The organism is Pseudomonas sp. NPDC079086, from assembly GCF_044542155.1.
Taxonomy (GTDB): domain Bacteria; phylum Pseudomonadota; class Gammaproteobacteria; order Pseudomonadales; family Pseudomonadaceae; genus Aquipseudomonas.
In genome coordinates, this window is record NZ_JBITTY010000001.1 from 718,193 (window position 1) to 739,454 (window position 21,262).

The window sequence follows — 21,262 nt, forward strand, 5'->3', positions numbered from 1 at the left end:
TAACTGTCCACTTGTTATGCATGAGCGGGCAGGGCTTTTAGAGCCCGCCCGCCCATCCATTTTTAGAGCACGCTCAGTGGGTATTCGACGATCAGACGAACCTCGTCCAGATCCGACTCGTAATCTGTTGCGCGGGTAGTCATCTGGCGAACGCGGAAGGACATGTCTTTCAGCGAGCCAGTTTGTACGACGTACTTGGCTTCGATGTTGCGCTCCCAGCGCTTTTGATCGGTCAGCGGGTTGCCATCGGCATCACGACGCATATACACATTGTTGGCGTCGGAGTAGTCCGCATCTGTACCCAGCGCATAGCGCGTCATGAAGGTCAGTCCAGGAACGCCATAGCTGGCCATATCCAGGTCGTAGCGCAGCATCCAAGACTTCTCTTTCGGCGAATTGAAGTCGCTGTACTGAATCGAGTTGTCGAGGAAGATGGAATCAGACTGGCGCAGGTAGTCGAAATCGTCGTCGCCGTTGTTACGCTGGTGCGACAAGGCAATGCTGTGTGCACCGAACTGCACACCCACTTTGCCGCTGTAAATGTCGTTATTGAACTCACCCAGCAGCTGTTGGCCGTCATCGACAGCTTTGTAGTAGTTCAAACCACCGAACAAGGAAACACTGTCGGTCAGCGGGTAGGTGAAGGACGTACCGGCATAGTGCTGCTTCCAAGCATCCTTGAGTTGGCTGCTATAGAGACTAAAGCTCAGGTTGTCATTCAGCGAATAGTCACCGCCGAAATAGGCAACCCATGGCGACGCGACAGAGCCCGCATAGAAGGTTGCGAATTCATCACGCATGGTGCTGACCTGCGGCTGGCTCATGGCATGCAGGCGACCACCCTGAAGGGTCAAACCATCAAAGCTGGTGTTCTCAACCGTAACGCCGCGAAAGCTTTCCGGTAGCAGGCGGGAGTCACCGTAGTGAACTACTGGCGTCATGGGGAACACATCACCCACTTTGACAACAGTATCGAATAGCCGGGCTTTTACTGCACCACCCACTTTGGAGTAATTGTCTTCAGCTTCACCATCACTATTTACAGGCAGCAGATTAACAGTACCACCTGGGCCATATCGACCATCCCCGGTATCCAGTTTAAGGCCGAGCATGGCGAAGGCATCAATACCGAAACCTACGGTGCCTTGGGTAAAGCCCGACTCGAACTGGCCAATGATCCCGTGTGCCCAGGCTTCAGTATAACCATTGTCAGTGCTGCTCGACTGACCTTTACGAAAGTCACGGTTCATGTAGAAGTTACGGTTGAGAATATTGAAACTGCTACCTTCTACAAAACCTTCGGCTTGCTCTTCTGCGGCCGCCATGAGCGGAGCTGCACTGACAATCGCCGAAAATACTGCAAGGGATAGTTTGGTTTTATTAAGCATTTATTGCTCCTTTATAATTGGCAGTTATTAGTCTAGTTTTCGCCATGGCGTTCTTATAGGTATTGCACCCTCAAGCGCTCTGCGCCTTTGGGGAGCTGAGCCCTATCCTTGCAAGCTGAAGATAACTTGAAGATGATTGGAAAATTACAATTCTGTAATCTTCACAAGGCGGCAATAAAAGTTGTCTTAAAGCGACATTTAAATGCAGATTTTCAAAAGAGTCCGACGGGTAGGTCGAAAGAGCTCCAGCGTTGATCAGGCCGAATGATCACGACTGCCAGCTCATCGGACGGTTCACTCAAATAGATCGATAGCGCCGGGCTGATGTGACAAGCCGACTGGGGTGACGCCGGTTGATCTTGTTTGGATGCTCGTAAGCGTCCACCCGAATCACCTTGCGTGATTCGGGCATGCTGCTCACTCCCGCCGTGTAAGCCAGCATTTCGCTGACGAGCTGGAGCTGGCAGGCGCACTGCGTATATTCCAGCTCATGGCAGTAATGGTGCATGGAACTGTGACCGCATGGGTGTGAATAGCCATGGGCTCAGCGCTTACCAGACGAAGAGTTGGTTGATGCGGCCAAGAACCTAGCAAGGGGCGATTACTACAGCGGCTGAGAGTTTCCGTAGTTAAACCCATTTGCCGCCAGGGTTGCCCAGCGACGCTGACGGTGGGCGTAGAACAGTCGCGCAAAAAGCCAGACGGCCGGAGTGAGGATGCCCGCCTCGATGGTCACGCGATCTCGGTAAAGCGTTCCGCCGCTAACCTCTTGTGCCGTAATCAGGTGATCCCACTTGCTAATCAGTGGGCTGTAGCCGTTGTCTCTGAGCATAAATGTCTGAGCGTTTTCCGCCTGCGGGTAGCTGATCACAATCGCCTGACGCCCAAGTGGGAGTACGCCGAATAGCTTCAGCCTGACCCAGTAAGTGCCCTCGCTCCAGGTGCTTGGAAACTCAGCGGGAGTCAGCGGGCTGAAACTCAGTAACGGTGATGCAACCTGGCGCAGCAAGCGAGGCGTGCGCACCTGGGCTACCACCTCTGCCAGTGAGCACTGAAGCTGGGTCGAGAGATTAATTTGCATGGGCGCAATCACCGACTGGATGGGGTTTGCTCGTCGTTGGCAAGCAAGGACTGAAGCTCTTCGGGAACCGGCATGGGCTTGAAGGCACTAATCCTAGAACGGCCTGTATTGCCGATGGGCACCCAAATTTTGGAGAACAGCAGGGCTGCGAAAATACGCGGTATTTGCCCCGCAACCTCCCGGTAGTCGCCAGTCTGCCAGCCGAGCTTGAGCATCAGCCAGTGTGACCTAGCATGCAGCACCGGGTGGCGTTGGGTCAGGATGTGCGTGCGTTCCAGCCATTGAAAGGCATCTGTGCTGCGCTGTTCCTGTATGGCCTGCCGGGCCTGTTGAAAGGCTTGTTCAATTGCGAGTTGTAACGCTACTTTCATCTGCAATCCTCCCGTCTATTTTTTAAGAAGGCGCAGGCCGTTGAACACCACCAACAGGCTGACGCCCATGTCGGCAAAGACGGCCATCCACATTGTCGCCTGCCCCGTTAGGGTAATGGCGAGAAACAGGGCCTTGATCCCTAACGCCAGCACGATGTTCTGCTTGAGGATTGCGGCGGTCTGTTGGGACAGGCGAATGAAGGCCGGGATCTTGCGTAGGTCATCATCCATCAAGGCTACATCGGCAGTTTCGATGGCGGTGTCTGTGCCTGCGGCGGCCATGGCGAATCCAATTTCAGACTTCGCCAGCGCCGGCGCATCGTTGATGCCATCGCCGACCATCCCTACAACGTAGCCGCGCGCCTGCAATGCTTCAATAGCCTGCAATTTGTCGACTGGCAGAAGGTTGCCGCGTGCCTCGTCGATGCCTACCTGCTGTGCAATCGCATCTGCGGTGTGCGGGTTATCGCCGGTCAGCATTGTAGTCTTCACGCCAAGTGCGTGAAGTTCATCGATTGCCTGACGGCTTGAGTCTTTGACGGTATCGGCAACCGCGAACAGGGCAACGGGCCGCTGTGGATTGCACAGCACCACCACGGTTTTGCCTTGGCGTTCGAGACGTTCAAGTGTCGCTTCCAGCTCGGATGAGCAAAGACCAAGCTCTTCCACCATACGGTGGTTACCCAGGTGGAAATCCATACCGTCGATGGTGCCTCGCACACCTCGACCCAGCAGTGCTTCGAACCCCTCAACGGCAGCAAACGTCAGGCCATTCTCAGTGGCATGCTTGGCTATTGCCTGCGAAACCGGGTGGTCAGACCGACTGGCGAGGCTGGCGGCATGGGTGCGGTAGCGTTCTGAGTCCTGTTCAACCAGCGGCATGTAATCGGTCTGTACCGGCTTGCCATGAGTAATGGTTCCGGTCTTGTCGAGTGCCAGGAAGCCAAGCTTGCCGCCGATTTCCAGATAGACGCCGCCTTTGACTAGGATGCCTTTACGCGCCGCTGCTGCCAGGCCACTGACAATGGTGACGGGCGTCGAGATGACCAAGGCGCAAGGGCAGGCGACAACCAGCAGCACCAGGGCGCGGTAGATCCAGTCGTACCAGGGCTCGGCCATGAAGAGTGGCGGCACAATGGCGATAGCTAGGGCGAATAGGAATACGACAGGGGTGTATACCTTGGCGAATTGATCGACAAAGCGCTGGGTCGGCGCACGTGACCCCTGCGCCTCTTCGACCGCGTGAATGATACGTGCCAGCGTGGTGTTGGCAGCGGCGGCTAGGACGCGGTACTCCAGGGAGCCGGCTTCGTTGATGGTTCCTGCAAAAACCGGGTCGCCAATGATTTTCTCTACGGGCAGGCTTTCCCCCGTGATGGGCGCTTGGTTGATGGTGGAGTTGCCGGAAGTAACCTCGCCGTCGAGACCGATTCGTTCGCCCGGTCTTACCCTGACCAATGCGCCTACGGCGATGGTTTTAACGTCAACTTCAAGCCATGTACCATCGATCTGCTGCACCGTGGCGCGCTCAGGGGTCAGATCCATCAGGCCGCGGATGGCATTGCGCGCCCGATCCAGCGACTTCGCTTCGATCAACTCGGCGACAGAAAAGAGGAACATGACCATGGCCGCTTCTGGCCATTGCCCAATCAGCACCGCACCGGTCACCGCGATACTCATCAGCGCATTGATGTTCAGGTTGCGGTTCTTCAGCGCGATCCAGCCCTTCTTATAAGTCGTCAGGCCGCACAGCAGGATGGCGAGCAGCGCCACGCCAGCCACAACCCACTCCGGAGCAAGCTCGGCAAAGTGGATCACTTCAGCCGATACAGCAGCCACACCCGATAGCGCCAAAGGCCACCAGGCCTTCTTGCGCGGGGTTCCTTGCGTGCCTTCGTCTGATGTCGCTGCCCCTTCAACCACTGGCGTGAAACCAAGGTCGCGAATAGCGGCCAGTGCTGTTGGCAGTGCATCTGCTGTGTGGCGAATCGTCAGTACGCGCTGAATCAGGTTGAATTCCAACTCGCTGATGCCAGGGAGTGAGGACAGCTTGTCGCGGATCAGCTTTTCTTCCGTTGGGCAGTCCATCTGTTCGATTTTGATGCGGGCTTGCCCTTCAGTAGATAGCGGTTCTGCCTGCATTCCCAGGGACGAGATCGCCGCCTCGATGGGTGCGGTCGACGGCAAGTTGTGCCATACCCCAAGAGTCCGATTGATCAGGTTGAAGTCGAGCTTATCTATGCCAGCGAGCTTGCTCAGCTTGTCCTGAATCAGCGACTGTTCGGTAGGGCAGTCCATTTGCGCAATGCGAAAGCTGCTGAGCCTGGAGCCAGCTAGGGCATTTACCGTTGAGGCTGTAGCGGAGGAGCACTTAATCGCCTCATTGGGGTCACAGCAGACATCCTTTGAAACCGCTTCAGGTTTGTGTTCATCACTGCAGCAGCCAGCCATGGGGGTATCCTCATTGATCAGTTGTGCAGAGTGAACACCCTGAAGCCACTACAGGGTCAAGCGTTTGTCGAAGAGGTATTCATGAAAATTGGAGAGCTGGCCAAGTTTGCCGATTGCCAAGTTGAAACGGTTCGCTATTACGAGCGCGAGGGGCTGTTGCCGGCTCCGGCTCGCAGCGAGGGTAATTACCGCCTTTACAGCAGTGAGCACCTTGAGCGGCTTACGTTCATTCGCAACTGCCGAACGCTGGACATGACCCTGGACGAGATCAGAAGCCTGCTGGCGCTGATGGATCGGCCAGAGGAAAACTGTGAGGGTGTAAATAGCTTAGTGGATGAGCACATTGAGCATGTGCAAGCACGCGTGACCAGCCTGTTGGCGCTGCAACAACAGCTGATTGAGTTACGACACCGCTGTTCCTCTGAGCGTGGCGTAGATGAGTGTGGAATCCTCCAGCGCCTGAATACCACTGGCGGTGTCAGTGCGCTTCCGGACGATGGCCACACCCATGTCGGGAAAAGCCACCGTCATTGACCATCGCCTCAGAACAGCGTGGAACGTGTTTAGAAATCCCGATGCGATTCAAGTTGGAGTTGCCAGTCCGGCTTTAATGAGAGATCCGTCATCAAGATTAACCGCCAAGGTCGATAGTTGCTGTGCTCCCCTAGTCGCAACACCAACCGGATCGATCACTGCCTGTCAGCCAGTGCCTGCGCAGGACGCATGCTGTAACACAAAGCCAATCGACAGCTGCTGTAGGCTCGCTAACGTGCCATCCCCAACCAAGGAAAAGGACGAGTAGATAAGCATGAATGAGCAGGTGCATCCCTCCGCCAATCCCTGGAGTTTATTACTCGCCGCGTGGCTGCTGGCCGTGGCCGCAACCGTGGCCGCCTTATTTATCGGCGAAGTCATGGGCAAAACCCCGTGCGTGTTGTGCTGGTTCCAGCGGATTTTCATGTTCCCTCTGGCAGTGATGCTGACTATCGCCTGCTACCGCGCCGACTTCTCCGTTTGGCTGTACGCCTTGCCCCTGGCCGTTATCGGCTGGGTGATCGCCCTGTACCATTGTCTGCTGTTTATAGGGGTGATCCCGGAAGACCTAAAACCGTGTAGCGCCGGAACCTCCTGTTCCGGGGCCGACATGCTGATCTTCGGTAGCGTGCCGCTGCCGCTGCTTTCCCTGGTGGTTTTCACCGCCATCGTCATGCTTCTTGCCCTGATTCGCCGGAGAACCCTTGTATGAATAGACGCGCCCTCGTGCTGACCATCAGCGCTGTGACCATTGCCGGATTTATCGCCGCCGCAGTGCTCTACCAGCGGTTTTCCGCGCCCCAGGAGACTCAGGCAGTCACTCAGGCGAGCAGCTCCTTGGTGCGTTTCCACTCGCCAACCCTTGGGCCGATCAACGCACCGGTCACCATCGTCGAGTTCTTCGACCCTTCGTGTGAGAGCTGCCGGGCGTTCTTCCCCTACGTGAAGCAAATCATGGCGCAATACCCGCAGGACGTGCGCCTGGTCGTGCGCTATGTACTGTTCCATAAAGGCTCGGAAGAGGCCGTTCGCCTGCTGGAGACTGCGCGCATACAGGGGCTTTACGAGCCTGTGCTGGCAGCCGTGCTGGAGGCCCAGCCACTGTGGCATGACGACGCGCAAGCGCAGAAAGCCTGGGAGGCAGCAGCAGCAGTTGGCCTGGATGTCGAGAAGGCCCGCGCAACGATGAACTCGCCCGAAATCGACGCGATCCTGGCCAAAGACGCAGCGGACGTTAAGAAAGTCGGAATTCAAGGTACGCCCACCTTCTTCGTCAACGGCAAGCTGCTGACGAAGTTCGGGCCTGAGCCTCTGCTGGAGTTGGTACAGAGCGAACTGCAAAAGGTACGCTAAACACAAAGACTGGCACAAACACCGTGGCTGCTTTATCGGGAGTTTTTATGCGAGCACTGGAAAACAAGATACCCCCGCCAGTTGTGACCGCTCTGTTCGGGTTGTTGATGTGGCTGGCCGCCCGCTATGTGCCGGGCCTCGACCTGGCGCACTCAGTGCGGGTACTGGTGGCGCTGCTAGTGGTGGCCGTTGGCGTTTGCTTCAGCGTGGCCGGCGTCCTGTCGTTTAGGCAGGCGCAGACCACCGTCAATCCGCTGAAGCCTGAAACCGCATCGGCACTGGTGCGCTCGGGTATCTATCAATACTCACGCAACCCGATGTACGTCGGCTTTGCCCTGTTGCTGCTGGCCTGGGCCTGCTACTTGGCCTCGCCATTTGCCTTGTTTGGGGTACTGGGGTTTGTGCTGTATATGAATCGCTTCCAGATCAGGCCCGAGGAGCGTGCTCTGATATCTCTGTTCGGCAGCGAGTATTCGGTTTATCAAACCCAGGTTCGCCGCTGGCTCTAACATTGGCTTTCAGCCGGGACGACACCATCGAAGCCCAGCTGGCCAAGGTCGAGTTCATCGACGAAAAATCGACTACCCGTACCGGGTTGGTGTCCGCCACATAGTCATCCAGGCTCTCGGGAAGCAGCGCGCTTTGGCCCCGATACTCCCCTTGGATGAAACGCTTCATCGGCATCCCACGCTGATTTGAATCCATCAAATCACAGCAAGGTCGGTGCCAACGTTTTACACAGCCTGGGCCATAGAGAGGGCCGTGAAGGCCATGGTGTAGAAGGGATTGACTTACTCAGTCATGGATTCCGTAGCGAGCTTTTGCGGCGGCTACAAGTTCAGCCGAGGAAATGCGGCCCTTCACATAGTCAGCCATTTTCGAGGACATGTAAGAGCTCATGCGAGCGCCCGCAAGGTTGTTGGTGGCCTGGACATGGGCCACGTGGGAGCGACGTTGCGTTTCTTTGAGTGCTGGCATCATCGAGATCACCAAAAAGGTAAGCGGACTTTATACGGGTAGACGCTTCAGGAACAAGATCTATGGCTAGCCGAAGACCAGCAGCGTCACCAAGCCTAGCCGTCCCGGGTATTTTGTTGATGCCCGTAATCATCGCGCCCTGTAACCAGGGGCAAGGGATCTCAATGACCGTACTCCTAGCACGAGCTGATCAGGCGGTGTCTGCCACGGCGATGGCCAGAAATTTTGGCGCAAATCTAAAGAGTGTCACCAGCGGGGAGCAATCTCACCTGGTTGTCTTTAAGGACAACGAGCCAGCCGCAGTGCTGATGGGCATTGAAGCCTTTCAAGCCATGCAGGACGAGCTCGAAGACCTTCGCATTGAAATGTTGGCCTCAGAGCGCCTGAGCAGTCTTGACGACAGCAAATTGGTGAGTCTAGAAGAAATGGAGGCTCGCTTCAGGTAATCGAGAGATAAACTGGAGAGTCGAGCTACCCCCTGAAGTTGATAACGACCTCAAGCAACTTGGTACTACCGAGGCTCGACGAGCACTGAAAGCCATTCGAGAGAAGCTGGCGGATGTGTTACAGGCAGGCCGATGGGGTCGCACAAATAGAAAAGCCCACCCATAGTGGGTGGGCTTTCGGGTGTCTCCAAGGGGAGGCTGGGTGCCAACTAATTCTCGGAGCGAACAGTATGAGGATACTCGCTTTCCTGACGTACGGCTAAGGCCAAAAGCGGAAGCTCTCGACTGACAGCCGCCGGCCGATTCTGTTGAAAAAGTAGCTTCAACGGCAGCCTGCTGTCGAAGTGGCTGAGGGGATAAGCATTATCCATAGTTCTGGGGACAGAAAAGTGGTGCCGAGCGCGTGCTATCATCTGAAGGAACGAGAAACGTCATTTGGCTGAATATCAAATGGAAGCAGAAGCTAAAGCACTCAAAAAACGCTCCTTAGGTACCGGGGCTCTTGCCCACAGCTTTTGGAGAATGGCTCATAGCCTCAGTGCTCAAACCGAGCAAGAACGGCTTCGCCGGATCAACTCCGGTTTTGAGGCTGTCTGGCTGATAGAGGTCAAAAGAACATTCAACCTCACCAATCCAGCCTTGGCACTACTAGCTAATTCCTCGAACTCAACGGTTGAGCGCCGGATCAAGAGCAAGGCCCCTCTCGACTCAGTTGTCTCCGAGCGCATCGACCGTCTGGCTCAGGTTGCCGTTCTTGCAGAGGAAGTTTTTGAAGATAAAGTAGTCGCGGGCACCTGGATGTCATCTCCCAATGATGCCCTCGGGGGAAAAACGCCTCTCTCGCTTTGCGAGACCGAGCTGGGGGCACGCCAGGTGCGCCGGGTGTTGCATGCCATTGAGTGGGGCGGTGTGGCCTGATGCGGGCATGGCGAATCTCCAAGGCAAGTCGCGCTCATGACCTTTCTGGGAAAGGGGCGGCAATTGAGGGCGGACGCTGGAATGATGCCGAGGTGCCAGCTGTGTACCTCGGCTTGTCACCCTCCACCTGCTGTCTGGAAACCTTCGTGCATCAGACCCGGAGGCCGGAGATTCCCATGAAAATTACCGTCCTCGAACTACCGGATCGCCCTGACCTCTACCTTGAGCCCGCCTTGAACCTGTTGCCTGCGGGTTGGGCCTCTCTGCCAGCAGATCGCCCAAGCATGGGCTATGGCACGGCATGGCTTGCCCGCAATGAGCAGCTGGGCTTGATCGTCCCTTCGGCGGTAATGCCCCTCGACCGCAACATCATGCTCAATCCGCGCCACCCGGCGATAGCCGAGGTTCGGATTATCGACGTGCTCGACTTCGCCTACGACCAGCGCCTATTTTCGGTTCGACCTTAGAGTAAGTTTGGCGTTGCCGACGAGGGTTGTAGCCATTTACGACAGGCCACTTTCTGACTGTCTAGCGATACAGTCTATTGGTCAAGCCGTATGCAATCAGTGGTCAGCGCAAATGCAACTGACTGGTCAGATGGGCGCAATTGCGTAGATATTGCTGGGGTCTGGTTTCACGAGAATTGAAGGGCACCAACCAAGCGCTTTTTCTTGCTTGTCGCGAGATAGGATTACCGCATCCGGATGACCGGCTAGCCCAAGTGGGGTTACAGATGAATCTCCGTACGACGGATACCGAGTTTGCGTAGCTCGTTGATCAAGCTATCGAGGTCGGTAAAAGAGTCGATCTCATCCTGATCATCTATCAAAAAGAAACTGCGGCCTGCATCCTTCTTGAACATTACGATCCATTCGCGGGTATTTGCCGGGTTGGCCATGATTTGGGTATCAAAAACCACACCTTCGTCAATTCGGACTTTCACTTTTTCGCGCTTCATTACTTCTCCTGTACTGGCAAAACGGCCCGATCAACATGGTGCACTGCGGGCTTGCTGGCACGCACGCTACACCTAAAGGCTTTGTACTATTTTATCGTTCATGACAATGCTCACAGGCTCCAAGGCTCCAAGGCTCCAAGGCTTGCAGGCGGGTGCAGACCTGAACTTCAACGTTGAGTGCGCTTGACCCCCGAGTATTGGGCTGAAAGCGCTAAGCGTGCATCCATGCTCTCGGGAAGCAGCGCCCTTTTACCTCGTGCTCTCCCAGGAGAAAACGCTTCATACGCCGCCCTCGCTGACGTTGATCTCGCAGTTCTAGGTGACACGCAGGCTAGACTTGGGATGCTGCCTCAGCCGGGACTCAGGTTGCCAAGTTTCCGTCTTTATTGAAACCATCATTGCGCGCAACGCGCCCAAAATCACTGAGGTCTTGGTCCTCATCACTGAACATGAAGTTCACCATTCGCTCACGCCTGAGGCCTAAAAGCGTTCTGAAAAAGCAGGGCTCGCATAGATGGATCTCATAGCGCTCGCCATCATGAATCGAGCCATCGCCCCAGCTGGCGCGAAGAGTGCCAAATTGCAATCCATACCCTTCAACACGCGTGCTATCCCCACAAACGTCGCATAGGACATCACTGACCGACTCGGTCTGTTCCGTAGCGGTGATTTTCATTGAGAGCCTCCCACCAGGGCGCATGTACGCCTTCATTCATCTTGCACACGATACTCCTTCAGGAGCTTTCGGTGGGGTGCGTGTCCCCGAGATCAGCTGCAGAACTCAGCACTGGTTTCACCCAGCCTGGGTTCTCTGCCGAAGTAGTTCTTTACAATGATCAATGGGAGCAGGAGCGGGATCGCTTAGGTACCCCAAAGTAGATGGCCCAGAGCTAGAAAAATGGCTTATCTAGCGATGGTTTCGTTTATGCATCGCAAGCTGACGGTATCCCATGCAGTGTCACTATGAATAACACTTCGCGCAGCGAGCCCTGCTCGGTTGGTGTGACCAAAGGCTAACTGCAAACTCCTAGGGAAATGCCCCAAAATCTAAGATGGCAATTTGTAATTACTCCGGCTAGCGTAGCGGTTGCCGACATCCCTTGATCATTGAAAACGGATTTTCAGCCATGTGGCATGACAACGAAACAGCGATTGATTATCTGAATTTCGGTGTAGTGGCTGATGCATGCGCGAGCATGCTGACGCGGGCTAATGGCGAGCCAATTTCCATTGGTGTATCCGGCGGATGGGGGGCTGGTAAGTCGTCTTTGGTCAAGATGATTGCGGCTCGACTGAAGACTCCACCCAAAGCTGAATTTGATGAGGGCGACAAGTCAGCCAATACCTTCGTCGTTCTGACTTTCAATCCATGGCTGTACCAAGATTTTGAGTCTGCTCGCAGTGCTCTGCTTCAGATCGTAGGCGATGAGATTGTTCGACTTGCTAAGGACAACGAGACCATAGCGGATAAGGCAGTTGAGCTATGGCGTCGCATCAACCTCCTCAGAATTGCCCAGCTGAGTGGTGAAGCCGCTCTGACATTAACGACAGGGATTCCAGTCGGTGCCCTTGGAAAAACGTTCAATAACATCACTAGCCTTTTCTCCTCGAAGGAAAAACCAGGTGAGGTAGATGTAGATTCTGAAGGGATCGCGTCGGTGGCTGATGGTTTGCTGAAGCCGAGCGAACCGTTCTCCATGCCGGCGCAGATTCAAGCCTTCCGAGATACCCTGGAAAGCCTTCTCGCGGAGCTCGAAATCACCCTGGTGATATTCGTCGATGACTTGGATCGATGCCTTCCGCAAACCGCAATTTCAACGCTCGAGTCCATTCGTCTGCTGCTGTTCCTGCGCCGTAGTGCATTTGTCGTTGCGGCTGATAACGATTTCATCAAAGCAGCTGTAAAAGTTCATTTCGATGGAGCAGGAATCTCGAGCGACGTCGCTACAAACTACTTTGACAAGCTCATCCAGATCCCGCTCCACGTCCCGCGACTCGGCCTGAATGAGGCGAAAGCCTATCTGGTACTGCTCTTGCTCGAGCGAGAGGCCAATGCTGGTTCTTTCTCTCGCCACCAATTCGAAAGCGCGCTCAAGCTCATTCCCGAGAGGCTGCGAAACAGTTGGAAAGGCGAGACGATCAACCAAGAATTTCTCCACGATCTAGTCGGAACAGACGAAGCACTTCGAAGCTTAATGAACCTCGCCGAAGGGTTGGCTTCACTTCTTCACGGCTCGTCGGCAGTCAATGCCAACCCCCGGCTTATGAAGCGCTTCCTAAACACGGTTTATCTGCGTGAGGCCCTTTCTGCGCCGCAGGGGATCAAGCTAGATATCGCGGCATTGGCGAAATGGCACCTTCTTGAGCGCTGTGATGAATCGCTTGCAGAGGCGATTGCTAGTCAAGTCCATTCAGACAATGACGGTCGAGTGCCGATCCTTGCTGACGCGGAGGGTGCGGCCGTTAGCCAAACTGGATTGCCTGACCCCTTTAAGGACAACCCCTTCACTAGACAATGGCTCCAATTGCCTCCTTCACTCGGCACTGAAGATCTCCGTCCACTGCTACACCTGAGCCGTGACTCGGGTACTCGTGACTTCGGTAATGACAACATGACGCCTGACTCACGCAAACTTCGTGATGCGCTGAAGACAGCAAGAAGTGGCCATCAATCCCTCACGGACCTTATGAATAAAGTTGGGCCTGATCAGACTGAGCTGGCAATGATCAAGGCGTGGCAGGGCTGCGCCACTGTGCGCAACTGGAAGCGTAACGAAGACACTGTGATGCTCGTCGAGTGCTGCAAGGTATTCCCTCATCTTGGGAAAAGGGCAGCCAGCCTGTTGGAGCAAGCGCCTCTAAAGCTAGTCGGCCCCGGCTTTATTCCAACCCTAGGTACCCATAAATGGGCGCGCGAGGTCTTGGAGCGTTGGAAGGGTCTAAACGAGCTATCTGCTCCAACTAAAAGGGCGATTGAGCAGCTAGGGGCGAAGCGCTGATGGGTACTTCAACATCCAGCAGTGGCGGCCGTGCAGGCTCTCCTTTTGATCCAGAATGGCTTTCTCCAGTTGGAGCGGCCCCCAGTAGCGCCGGAGGCGGAGCCGAACCTGGCTCTGACCAGGGGGGAGCTGAAGGAGCTGCTGCTGGCGAAGCGCCCGCGGCCCCCGAGAATGTTATAGCCCCGGGCCGTCGCTTTGGTCCTGCGCGCTCGCAAATGGGCTCTTACCTCGGAAATGGCAGTCGCGATGATCTTCGGGGCGCGACTAGGAGCATGGTCTCGAAGGGGATGGGTGGAGCAAGCCGTGCTGCTTCAACCATGCGAAGCACCGCCAGAGGAGCTGGGGCCCTAGGTCAGTTTCTGATGGCTGCTCGCGATGGCACCGACCAGCGAGTGACGGACTGGGTAGCGCGTTGCCGATCGGCCAATCTTTCCGCTTCTGACTTGGCGCTTGAGGTCCTGAAGGAGGTTTTTTCCGGATCGGGCAGCATTGACGAAGACTCGTTGCGTGACGCCGGCGCAGAGGCGTTAGCCAAGCTCTACGAGAATCATCCGGATATAGATATTTTGGCTCCCACTGATGAGCAGATCGCCGAAGTGATGGGGCTGACAATCGCTATCCAAATCTGCCAGCGCATCGATATGCAGCTCGGGCAGACTTACGAAAAACTCGTGCATGATCCGGCACTGATCCAAGAGCGCCGAGCTGACATAAGGGAATGGGTCTGGGCGGAAGTACGGGTCGTCATGGGGGAGAAGAAAGCTTCGCATGCGGATCCGAAGATTTTGGCTCAGTCAATCCTCCAATCCGCGTTGCAGGTGTTTGCCGAATGAATAAGGTTTTGTGCTCCAAAGCGGAAAGGATCCCACAGCAGCTACAAGCAGGCGAGCGAGTGTTCTCGTACTTCAAGGGAGCGAATCGTAATGGTGTTGGCGCAATTGCCAACCGCTGGCATGGGTCATTGAAGAGAACAGGGTTCCGTCCATCACCAGCAGTTTGGGACTTCGTTCAGTTTTGTCTCGCAGTCTGTAGTGCTGACCTGGCCAGTCCAAGAAGCACCAGTGCAGATGGGTGGACCCGTACGATCCAGCTCACAGTGGGTCTTTGCGAACCGCTACGATGGGTTCCTCTCAAGCATCGCCTTGAGGAAATGCTCAAGGTTTTAACTGGCGACTATTGGACTCTCATTTTCAACGACGCAGGGGTTGAGCCGCCTGATGGCGATGGTGCCTATCTCCAGGACGACTGCGTGTCTTTGCTATCAGGTGGGCTCGATAGTCTGATTGGCGGCATCAATTTGGCCGCGGAAAAAAGACGTCCTCTGTTCGTTTCCCAGCTTGCGCATAAGGACTCGGCACGGCAGCGGGACTATGCAGGGTTGCTTGCGGGCGCTGGCTCGCATTGCCAATGGAGCCATGGCATCAGCTTCAAAGGGGCACGTGAGGCTTCGACTCGTGCTCGATCCTTGGCCTTCTATGCGTTTGCCGTGCTCGCCTCGACGAAGATCAATCTGCCCAGGCCGCAAATCTACATCCCTGAAAACGGGTTTATCTGCATCAACCCTCCACTGGTCCCCGGCCGAGTCTCGAGCCTTAGCACGCGCACGACCCATCCGCTTTTCATCGGCACGCTTCAAAGCGTGCTTGATGAACTCGGGATATCTGTTGAGTTGATACTGCCTTATCGTTTCCAGACCAAAGGCGAGATGATGCGGGGCTGCCTCGATCAGGAGAGGTTGAGAGAGCTGGCTTCGGACTCCACAAGCTGCGGGCGCTTCAGGACTTATAATCGCCAGCACTGTGGCCGTTGTGTGCCTTGTCTGATCCGACGAGCAGCTTTCCTGGCATGGGGGCCGGGGACTGATCAAACCAACTATCGCTTTCCGTCAGTAGTAGGTAGCGATAAGTCAGGCAGCCCGGATGATCCGATGGCAGTGGCTCTGGCTGTACTCGATGCCAAGCAGAGAGGGTTGGATCGATTTCTGGGCGGCACACTGGCCTTTGCTTCTATTGAGGAGCGTCCGGCCTATCGTCGAGTCCTGCAGCAGGGGCTTGCTGAGCTGGAAGCTGTTCTTGTTCAGGACCAACTGCTTTGATCGACTTCCATTGCCATGTAGATCTCTACCCAAAACCTAGGGACGTACATGCCGAGACCCTGAGCAGAAATGCATTCACGTGGCTAGTAACCACGAGCCCGAAGGCTTTCCAGGCAACGAGCTCGGTGCTTGGCCACCACGAATCAATGCTGATCAGCCCGGGCCTTCACCCTGAAATCGTCGGTGAGCGCTTCCATGAATTGGACCTCCTCACAGAGTTGATTGATGGCACCATTGCTGTCGGTGAAATCGGTTTGGATGGCTCTAAGAGGTACGCATCTAGCTACCTAAAGCAGAAGCAAGTTTTCGCTACTGCCGTGAAGCGATGCCATGACTTGGGGGGGCGTGCGCTCAGCATCCACTCGAGGCAGGCGGTTTCAGACGTGTTGGCGCTACTCAGTGAGTTCCCTGATCACGGCATCCCGGTGCTGCATTGGTTCACCGGTACGGCACCAGAGCTCAAGGTCGCTGCTGGGCAAGGCTGCTGGTTTAGTATTGGCCCCGCAGCTTTCCATTCAGTGGCTGGGAGGGCGCTAGCCAAGAAGCTTCCGAAAGATAGGGTCCTTCCTGAAAGCGATGGGCCTTTCGCGCAGTTGGAAGGGCGTCCGGTGATGCCCTGGGATTTCGACATTACCGTCAATCTGCTGAGCGAGGCTTGGGCACTGCCACCGCTAGAGGTTCGGCACCAGTTGTTGAGCAACGCCAAGGCTCTTCTTAGCCAGATGGGTAGCAAAGCTTCAGCACGCATCGCCACCCAATAACTCCAAGTATCTAGGTGCCGAGCTGGCCGGCCCAACCTTTCACTGTATTAAGGTGATTCTGATGTTCATGAAAAACCTGAAGTCTTTGCACAAAAGCATGAACGCTCAGACGAATGCGCACGGAGATGCAATTGAGCTGCAGCGTTTCAGGCTCGTGCATTGACCCTTATGCTCATTTCCTAAGATGCCACTGCCAGGTTAGCAAGGAGCCGCTATGTCCACAATCCGCAAGCTGATGCTTCAAAACTTCAAGCAGTTTAGGCGGCTGGATCTGGATTTTGATCAGCGCCATAACGTGCTGATCGGTGATAACGAGACAGGCAAAAGTTCTGTGCTTCTTGCTCTGGACCTAGCATTAAGCGGCAGTCGAAATAGAGTCGAGAACCTCGGTTTTGAGGCCTTGTTTTGCAAGCCTGTCATCGAGGCGTTTCTTGATGGGCCGCGTGGCATCGACCAACTGCCGACGCTCGTCATCGATGTGTTCCTGGCTGAAGGCCAAGACGAAGGCCTCTACGGCGTGGGAAATCTGGCCGGCCTGGAGACGGATGGTATTCGGCTGGCGATCGAGCCGGTGCATGACTACGGTGCGGAGATCCGGGCAGTGCTTGCTCAGCCTGGCCGTAATTTTCCATTCGAATACTACGCGGTGAGGTTCCAGACCTTTGCCCGAAACCCTTATGCGAGCTTTAACCGACCAGTTCGCCACCTCCTGTTAGACAGTTCCCGCATTGACAGCGACTACGCTGCCCGGGAATACACCCGCTCTGTGTTCCACTTCCACGCCCCGGTTGAGGCTCGATATCAGCTGGAAAATGCTTATCGCATGGGGAAGTCGAACTTCAAGGACAACCATCTGGCTGGGCTTAACGGAGAACTAGGGGGCTTCCAGTTTGAGGTTCGCTCAGGCGCTCGCTCAAATCTCGAAACCGACCTAGTGATTTCAGAGGACGGTATTGCTCTGGAGCATCGAGGCAAGGGGCGGCAGTGCTTCATCAAGACGAGCTTCGCTCTCAACACGCGTCGGGCCCAAGCTGGCTTTGATGTCATGCTGCTTGAAGAACCTGAAAACCATCTAAGCCATACCTTGATGAAGCGGTTGGTCAACGAGCTCTCCAAGAAAGACGGAACTCAACTCTTCATCGCGACCCATAGCAGCCACATCTGCTCTCGCCTTGATCTGCGCAATGCGTTATTGCTCGGGCCAGGTCAGCGTAGTGGCACACTCAGACAGCTGTCCGACGATACAGCCGCCTTCTTTATGAAGGCCCCTGACAACAATGTTCTTGAGTTCGCCCTGTCCCGCAGGGTGATTCTGGTCGAGGGCGATGCGGAGTTCATCCTCCTCGAGGCTTTTTACACGAAGCTGACGGGGCTCCTTCCTGCCGAAGACGATGTCCATGTGATTTCCATCGGTGGTACCAGCTTCAAGCGATATTTGGAGCTTGCTGCGCTGTTGAACATCAAGGTTGCAGCGATAAGAGATAACGATGGCCGCTACGAGGAAAACTGTGTTGAGAACTACGCTGACCTAGTGACCGAGCATGCCAGGATCTTTGCTGATGCTGACAACCAGCGCAGTACCTTTGAAATAGGTCTGTATGCCGACAACACGGCCATCTGTGACGAGTTGTTTGCTCCAGGGCGAAGAGCCCTTACTCCTCAGCAATACATGCTGGCGAACAAAGCAGAAGCAGCATTTGAGTTGCTGGACAAGAAGGCGGATGAGCTGGTTGTTCCTGGCTACATTGCGGAGGCAATCGCGTGGCTAAGGGCGTGATGTTTGCAGTTGCAGGTTCTGGCAAAACCACGACGCTTATCGAGCGCCTGACCCTAGACCAGCGTGCATTGATCATCACCTACACAGAGAACAACTACGCCCACCTGCAGCGCAGCATCATCCGAAAATTCGGATGTGTGCCATCCAACATCTCCCTGTTTACCTACTTTGGGTTCCTTAACGGCTTCTGCTACAGACCGCAGCTTGAGCTGGCTTTGGGTACGCGCGGGCTGAACTTCAGAACGCCACCTGCTCACACGCGGGCGATTGCTCGTACTGAGATCGAGTACTACAAGGACGGTAAGGGGTATCTATTCCACAACCGCCTGGCCAAGCTGCTGCAGGTCATGGGGACGGTCCCTCGGCTCATTGCTCGAATTGAGCGCTTCTACGACCAGCTTTTTATTGATGAGGTCCAAGATTTCGCGGGTCACGACTTCGATCTTTTGCTCGCCCTGATGCCTGCCCAGGTAGACATCCTGTTGGTTGGCGACTTCTATCAGCACACTTTCGACACTAGCCGAGATGGTCCCACCAACCGCACGTTGCATGACAACATTCAGCGCTACGAGCGTCGTTTTAGTGACGCTGGCGTTCAGGTCGACAAGGAAACCTTGAGCCACAGCTGGCGGTGTGGGACAACTGTGTGCGACTTCATCACGACCCAACTTCAGATCAATATCGGCTCACACAGGGACGATGAAACGGCGATTGTTCCTGTGGATACACAAGCTCATGCTGATGCCATCCATGCCAATCCGGATGTGGTGAAGCTCTTCTACCAGGAGAGCTACAAGTACGGATGCCATGCATTCAATTGGGGAGCGAGCAAAGGCATGGATCACTTCCAGGATGTGTGCGTTGTACTGAGCGACAGAAACTGGAAGCTCTATCTTCGAGGCAGCTTTGAAGGTCTGCCTGCCAAGACTCGTAACAAGCTCTACGTGGCCTGCTCTCGTGCGCGAGGAGATATCTATCTAGCTCACGAAAAGTACTTCAGGGCCTTCAAGTCCAGCTGATCTGAATCGCGGTAGCACCTTCAGAACGGCGATCTATCGAGCCTAAAGCTTGGCCTGGATAAATGTGGCGATCTTTCCCACGGCGGGGCAGCAGGAGAGTTCACTGGCGCACCATCTAGCAGGATGGCGAATTCTGCCACCCCCAGCTTGGTAAGTAGACCAACAAGCGGCTCAAGGGTTTTGAATACGCGAGGACCACCTCGTTGCCGCTGTAACTCATAAGTCTCAAGTTGCGACATGATCTGCAAGATGTAGCCACCGCTTTGGAGCTTCCGGGCGAAGGCCACCGAGTTAGCTTCTCTGATTCGAAAGGGCAGGTCGCTCTCTACAATTCCAACCATATCGACCTCAATCAAAGATACCAATTTGATTCATTTTAGCCGATACGAAGCAATTTGAATCAGGCTAGAATGAACTAATCAGGATCATACGAAAGCCTCGAAAACACTGGGTTTCATGAGCTTTTATAGGTAATGGATCATCTAGATAGGTAGCGTCTTGTCGGTAAAAGATAGCTTCGTAATTTTCTACGAGGCTCAAAATTATGGATATGTTCTTCAAAGCAGTAGCTACTGCTCTTACTGCCAACCCTCTTAACTTGGCCCTCTGCTGCGTTCTCGTACTGACGATTGCCGTAGTAGTGATTGCATGGAATAGGAGATAGGGATGAAGGCTGATCTCCCGAGGTTTGCACGGCTCCCCATCAAATGGATCCAAGAGGGGGGGCTGGTTGCATTGGGGAATCGGGCGGATAGAGAGGCCCCGATCTCGCGCCCACTGCAGAATTGCAGCCTGGCAGCTCTTAAGCTTTTCCTCTGCTTGTGTATGCGTGCGGACTTCAATACCGGGTCGCTGTCGACGACCTACCCTCAGCTGATAGCTCTATCGGGAATGTCTAGGCCGTTGGTAGCTCGAGCTCTCAAACGGCTTGTTAGCGAAGCGCTGGTGTCGAAGATCGACAAGCCTTTACGTGAAGGAACAGAGCTCAAGCTCTCTGGTTGGGAGGACGCTTACTACGGCAAGCTGCCTAAGCAGGTTTTTTACGATGGTGCGCAAGATAAGCTACTCAAACTGAGGGAGTTCGAGTTCAGTGCGTTGTCGCTTTATTCGCTGAAGGTCTATCTCGTCATTGTGGGCTTCAGAGACCGCAGGAATTTCAATATCACGACGATAAACTACACAACGATTGCCTCCAAAGCAGGGGTGCCGAAGCATCAAATCCCGGCCGTGCTTAACCGGCTATACGCGAGCGAGCTGATAGCCTACAAGCAAGCTGACTACTACGAGTCTTCTCAGGCCCAAGCGGATCGAACAAATAGATATCTTGTCCGTGGTCTAGGAGACCGCTGGCCAGCGTTCAATCCAGGGAAGCAAGCAACAACGGAGTGATTGAGCTTCCTCCAGAAGATCGATTGGTGCCCAGAGGGAGTGAACGTCGCCGCGGAGCTGCTCTCCTTCGCAACGCTCACCCTTACCCGCAGAGATGGGCTACCCCCTCATCCTGCTATCCCTAGTCTGCGATTCCACCAGCATATCTGGATGAGGCAGGCCGAATAGTGGAGCTAGATTGCGCTAGCTAGTCCGTTTCGTTGCCCTGAGAAACTAGAGCTGGCAAGTGTAGAGGGAGGCCAAAAATGGCTTCCCTCTACAAGCCCCGTCACCACTGTGTTTCCGGCAAAAGGATGAAACTTTATTTCCATATTTTAGGCCATGGCGAACGGCCTTGCCGCAAATTGGATGATACTTTAACGTCCCATACTGATTTCCATCTCGGTACAACCCCGTCCTAGGCCTTCAGCAGATTGATTTCTATCTAATTGGTTTATAAGTATTTTATAGAATTTTTGAAGCTTGATAACGAAGCTTTAAATTGGATGAAACTTTATTTTCATCCCACACGTGAAGATATAAAAAGTAAGCAGGCGCAGGGTGTGGTCTTTGATACGCACATCATCGCCAACCCGGCCAATACCCGGGAATGGATCGTGCTATTGAAGAAGGGCGCGGGCACCAGCTTCTTTCTGGTTGATGACCAAGAGCAGGTGGAGTCCTTCGCCGACCTCAATGACCTGATCGAAGAGTTGCGCTTACTCGGCATCAAAGGCACAGAGATTCATCTCTAACAGGCTGTAA

At 54.8% G+C, this 21,262-nt stretch carries 22 protein-coding genes and 1 pseudogene; 15 read left to right on the forward strand and 8 right to left on the reverse strand.

The features are described 5' to 3' along the window. Window positions 1–62: 62 nt before the first annotated feature. From ACIGEK_RS03465 to ACIGEK_RS03480, 4 genes are all read right to left on the reverse strand, one after another. Window positions 63–1,388, reverse strand: coding sequence for an OprD family porin (locus ACIGEK_RS03465; protein ID WP_397491959.1), 1,326 nt, complete (start codon window positions 1,386–1,388; stop codon window positions 63–65). 604 nt (window positions 1,389–1,992) lie between these two features. After that, on the reverse strand, window positions 1,993–2,469 hold the full coding sequence (locus ACIGEK_RS03470; RefSeq protein WP_397491960.1) for a hypothetical protein: 477 nt from the start codon (window positions 2,467–2,469) through the stop codon (window positions 1,993–1,995). An 8-nt stretch (window positions 2,470–2,477) separates the two neighbouring features. Next, entirely contained in the window at window positions 2,478–2,840 is a 363-nt protein-coding gene (locus ACIGEK_RS03475) for a DUF3703 domain-containing protein (RefSeq protein ID WP_397493077.1), read from the reverse strand. 15 nt (window positions 2,841–2,855) lie between these two features. Continuing rightward, a complete protein-coding gene (locus ACIGEK_RS03480; protein ID WP_397491961.1) occupies window positions 2,856–5,138 on the reverse strand; it encodes a heavy metal translocating P-type ATPase in 2,283 nt (760 codons plus the stop codon). Window positions 5,139–5,372: 234 nt separating this feature from the next. On the opposite strand from ACIGEK_RS03480, the gene cadR reads away from it, so the two are divergent. From cadR to ACIGEK_RS03500, 4 genes are all read left to right on the forward strand, one after another. Then, complete coding sequence (gene cadR, locus ACIGEK_RS03485; protein WP_090256275.1) at window positions 5,373–5,825, forward strand: Cd(II)/Pb(II)-responsive transcriptional regulator; 453 nt, start codon at window positions 5,373–5,375, stop codon at window positions 5,823–5,825. 274 nt (window positions 5,826–6,099) lie between these two features. Then, the gene (locus tag ACIGEK_RS03490) at window positions 6,100–6,537 is read left to right on the forward strand and encodes a disulfide bond formation protein B (RefSeq protein ID WP_090256264.1); all 438 of its coding nucleotides are present in this window, start codon (window positions 6,100–6,102) and stop codon (window positions 6,535–6,537) included. Continuing rightward, a complete protein-coding gene (locus tag ACIGEK_RS03495; RefSeq protein WP_090256263.1) occupies window positions 6,534–7,178 on the forward strand; it encodes a thioredoxin domain-containing protein in 645 nt (214 codons plus the stop codon). The genes ACIGEK_RS03490 and ACIGEK_RS03495 overlap by 4 nt, the downstream gene beginning before the upstream one ends. Window positions 7,179–7,225: 47 nt before the next feature. Beyond that, complete coding sequence (locus ACIGEK_RS03500) at window positions 7,226–7,687, forward strand: methyltransferase family protein (RefSeq protein ID WP_397491962.1); 462 nt, start codon at window positions 7,226–7,228, stop codon at window positions 7,685–7,687. 5 nt (window positions 7,688–7,692) lie between these two features. On the opposite strand, the pseudogene ACIGEK_RS03505 reads toward ACIGEK_RS03500, so the two are convergent. Next, window positions 7,693–7,856 (reverse strand): annotated as a pseudogene (locus ACIGEK_RS03505) (IS5/IS1182 family transposase); the annotation flags it as partial. Window positions 7,857–7,973: 117 nt separating this feature from the next. Beyond that, window positions 7,974–8,159 (reverse strand): antitoxin VbhA family protein, encoded by a 186-nt coding sequence (locus ACIGEK_RS03510; RefSeq protein WP_090256262.1) that lies wholly within the window; start codon window positions 8,157–8,159, stop codon window positions 7,974–7,976. 161 nt (window positions 8,160–8,320) lie between these two features. Here ACIGEK_RS03510 and ACIGEK_RS03515 point away from each other — a divergent pair, with 161 nt between their 5' ends. The 3 genes from ACIGEK_RS03515 (at window position 8,321) to ACIGEK_RS03525 (ending at window position 9,987) form a co-directional block, all read left to right on the forward strand. Then, the gene (locus ACIGEK_RS03515; RefSeq protein WP_397491963.1) at window positions 8,321–8,602 is read left to right on the forward strand and encodes a type II toxin-antitoxin system Phd/YefM family antitoxin; all 282 of its coding nucleotides are present in this window, start codon (window positions 8,321–8,323) and stop codon (window positions 8,600–8,602) included. Window positions 8,603–9,037: 435 nt separating this feature from the next. Further along, the gene (locus ACIGEK_RS03520; RefSeq protein ID WP_244152928.1) at window positions 9,038–9,520 is read left to right on the forward strand and encodes an antitoxin Xre/MbcA/ParS toxin-binding domain-containing protein; all 483 of its coding nucleotides are present in this window, start codon (window positions 9,038–9,040) and stop codon (window positions 9,518–9,520) included. Next, window positions 9,520–9,987 (forward strand): RES family NAD+ phosphorylase, encoded by a 468-nt coding sequence (locus ACIGEK_RS03525; RefSeq protein WP_090256260.1) that lies wholly within the window; start codon window positions 9,520–9,522, stop codon window positions 9,985–9,987. Before ACIGEK_RS03520 ends, ACIGEK_RS03525 begins: the two co-directional genes overlap by 1 nt. 260 nt (window positions 9,988–10,247) lie before the next feature. Here ACIGEK_RS03525 and ACIGEK_RS03530 read toward each other — a convergent pair whose 3' ends face one another. Both ACIGEK_RS03530 and ACIGEK_RS03535 read right to left on the reverse strand, forming a co-directional pair. After that, window positions 10,248–10,478, reverse strand: a complete 231-nt coding sequence (locus tag ACIGEK_RS03530; protein WP_397491964.1) for a hypothetical protein — start codon at window positions 10,476–10,478, stop codon at window positions 10,248–10,250. A gap of 361 nt (window positions 10,479–10,839) precedes the next feature. Then, window positions 10,840–11,154, reverse strand: coding sequence for a hypothetical protein (locus ACIGEK_RS03535; protein ID WP_397491965.1), 315 nt, complete (start codon window positions 11,152–11,154; stop codon window positions 10,840–10,842). 424 nt (window positions 11,155–11,578) lie between these two features. Here ACIGEK_RS03535 and ACIGEK_RS03540 point away from each other — a divergent pair, with 424 nt between their 5' ends. From ACIGEK_RS03540 to ACIGEK_RS03575, 8 genes are all read left to right on the forward strand, one after another. Beyond that, on the forward strand, window positions 11,579–13,477 hold the full coding sequence (locus ACIGEK_RS03540; protein ID WP_397491966.1) for a P-loop NTPase fold protein: 1,899 nt from the start codon (window positions 11,579–11,581) through the stop codon (window positions 13,475–13,477). A gap of 362 nt (window positions 13,478–13,839) precedes the next feature. Further along, window positions 13,840–14,310: a hypothetical protein gene (locus ACIGEK_RS03545; protein WP_397491967.1), complete on the forward strand. Its 471-nt coding sequence runs from the start codon at window positions 13,840–13,842 to the stop codon at window positions 14,308–14,310. Beyond that, window positions 14,307–15,572 (forward strand): Qat anti-phage system QueC-like protein QatC, encoded by a 1,266-nt coding sequence (qatC, locus tag ACIGEK_RS03550; protein ID WP_397491968.1) that lies wholly within the window; start codon window positions 14,307–14,309, stop codon window positions 15,570–15,572. The genes ACIGEK_RS03545 and qatC overlap by 4 nt, the downstream gene beginning before the upstream one ends. Continuing rightward, on the forward strand, window positions 15,569–16,333 hold the full coding sequence (gene qatD / locus ACIGEK_RS03555; protein WP_397491969.1) for a Qat anti-phage system TatD family nuclease QatD: 765 nt from the start codon (window positions 15,569–15,571) through the stop codon (window positions 16,331–16,333). The genes qatC and qatD overlap by 4 nt, the downstream gene beginning before the upstream one ends. 214 nt (window positions 16,334–16,547) lie before the next feature. Beyond that, window positions 16,548–18,110, forward strand: a complete 1,563-nt coding sequence (locus ACIGEK_RS03560) for an ATP-dependent nuclease (protein ID WP_397491970.1) — start codon at window positions 16,548–16,550, stop codon at window positions 18,108–18,110. Further along, a complete protein-coding gene (locus ACIGEK_RS03565; RefSeq protein ID WP_397491971.1) occupies window positions 18,095–19,129 on the forward strand; it encodes a DNA helicase UvrD in 1,035 nt (344 codons plus the stop codon). The genes ACIGEK_RS03560 and ACIGEK_RS03565 overlap by 16 nt, the downstream gene beginning before the upstream one ends. Before the next feature lie 945 nt (window positions 19,130–20,074). Next, window positions 20,075–20,518, forward strand: a complete 444-nt coding sequence (locus ACIGEK_RS03570; RefSeq protein WP_397491972.1) for a hypothetical protein — start codon at window positions 20,075–20,077, stop codon at window positions 20,516–20,518. 485 nt (window positions 20,519–21,003) lie between these two features. Then, window positions 21,004–21,252, forward strand: a complete 249-nt coding sequence (locus tag ACIGEK_RS03575; RefSeq protein ID WP_397491973.1) for a hypothetical protein — start codon at window positions 21,004–21,006, stop codon at window positions 21,250–21,252. The last annotated feature ends 10 nt before the right edge of the window (window positions 21,253–21,262 follow it).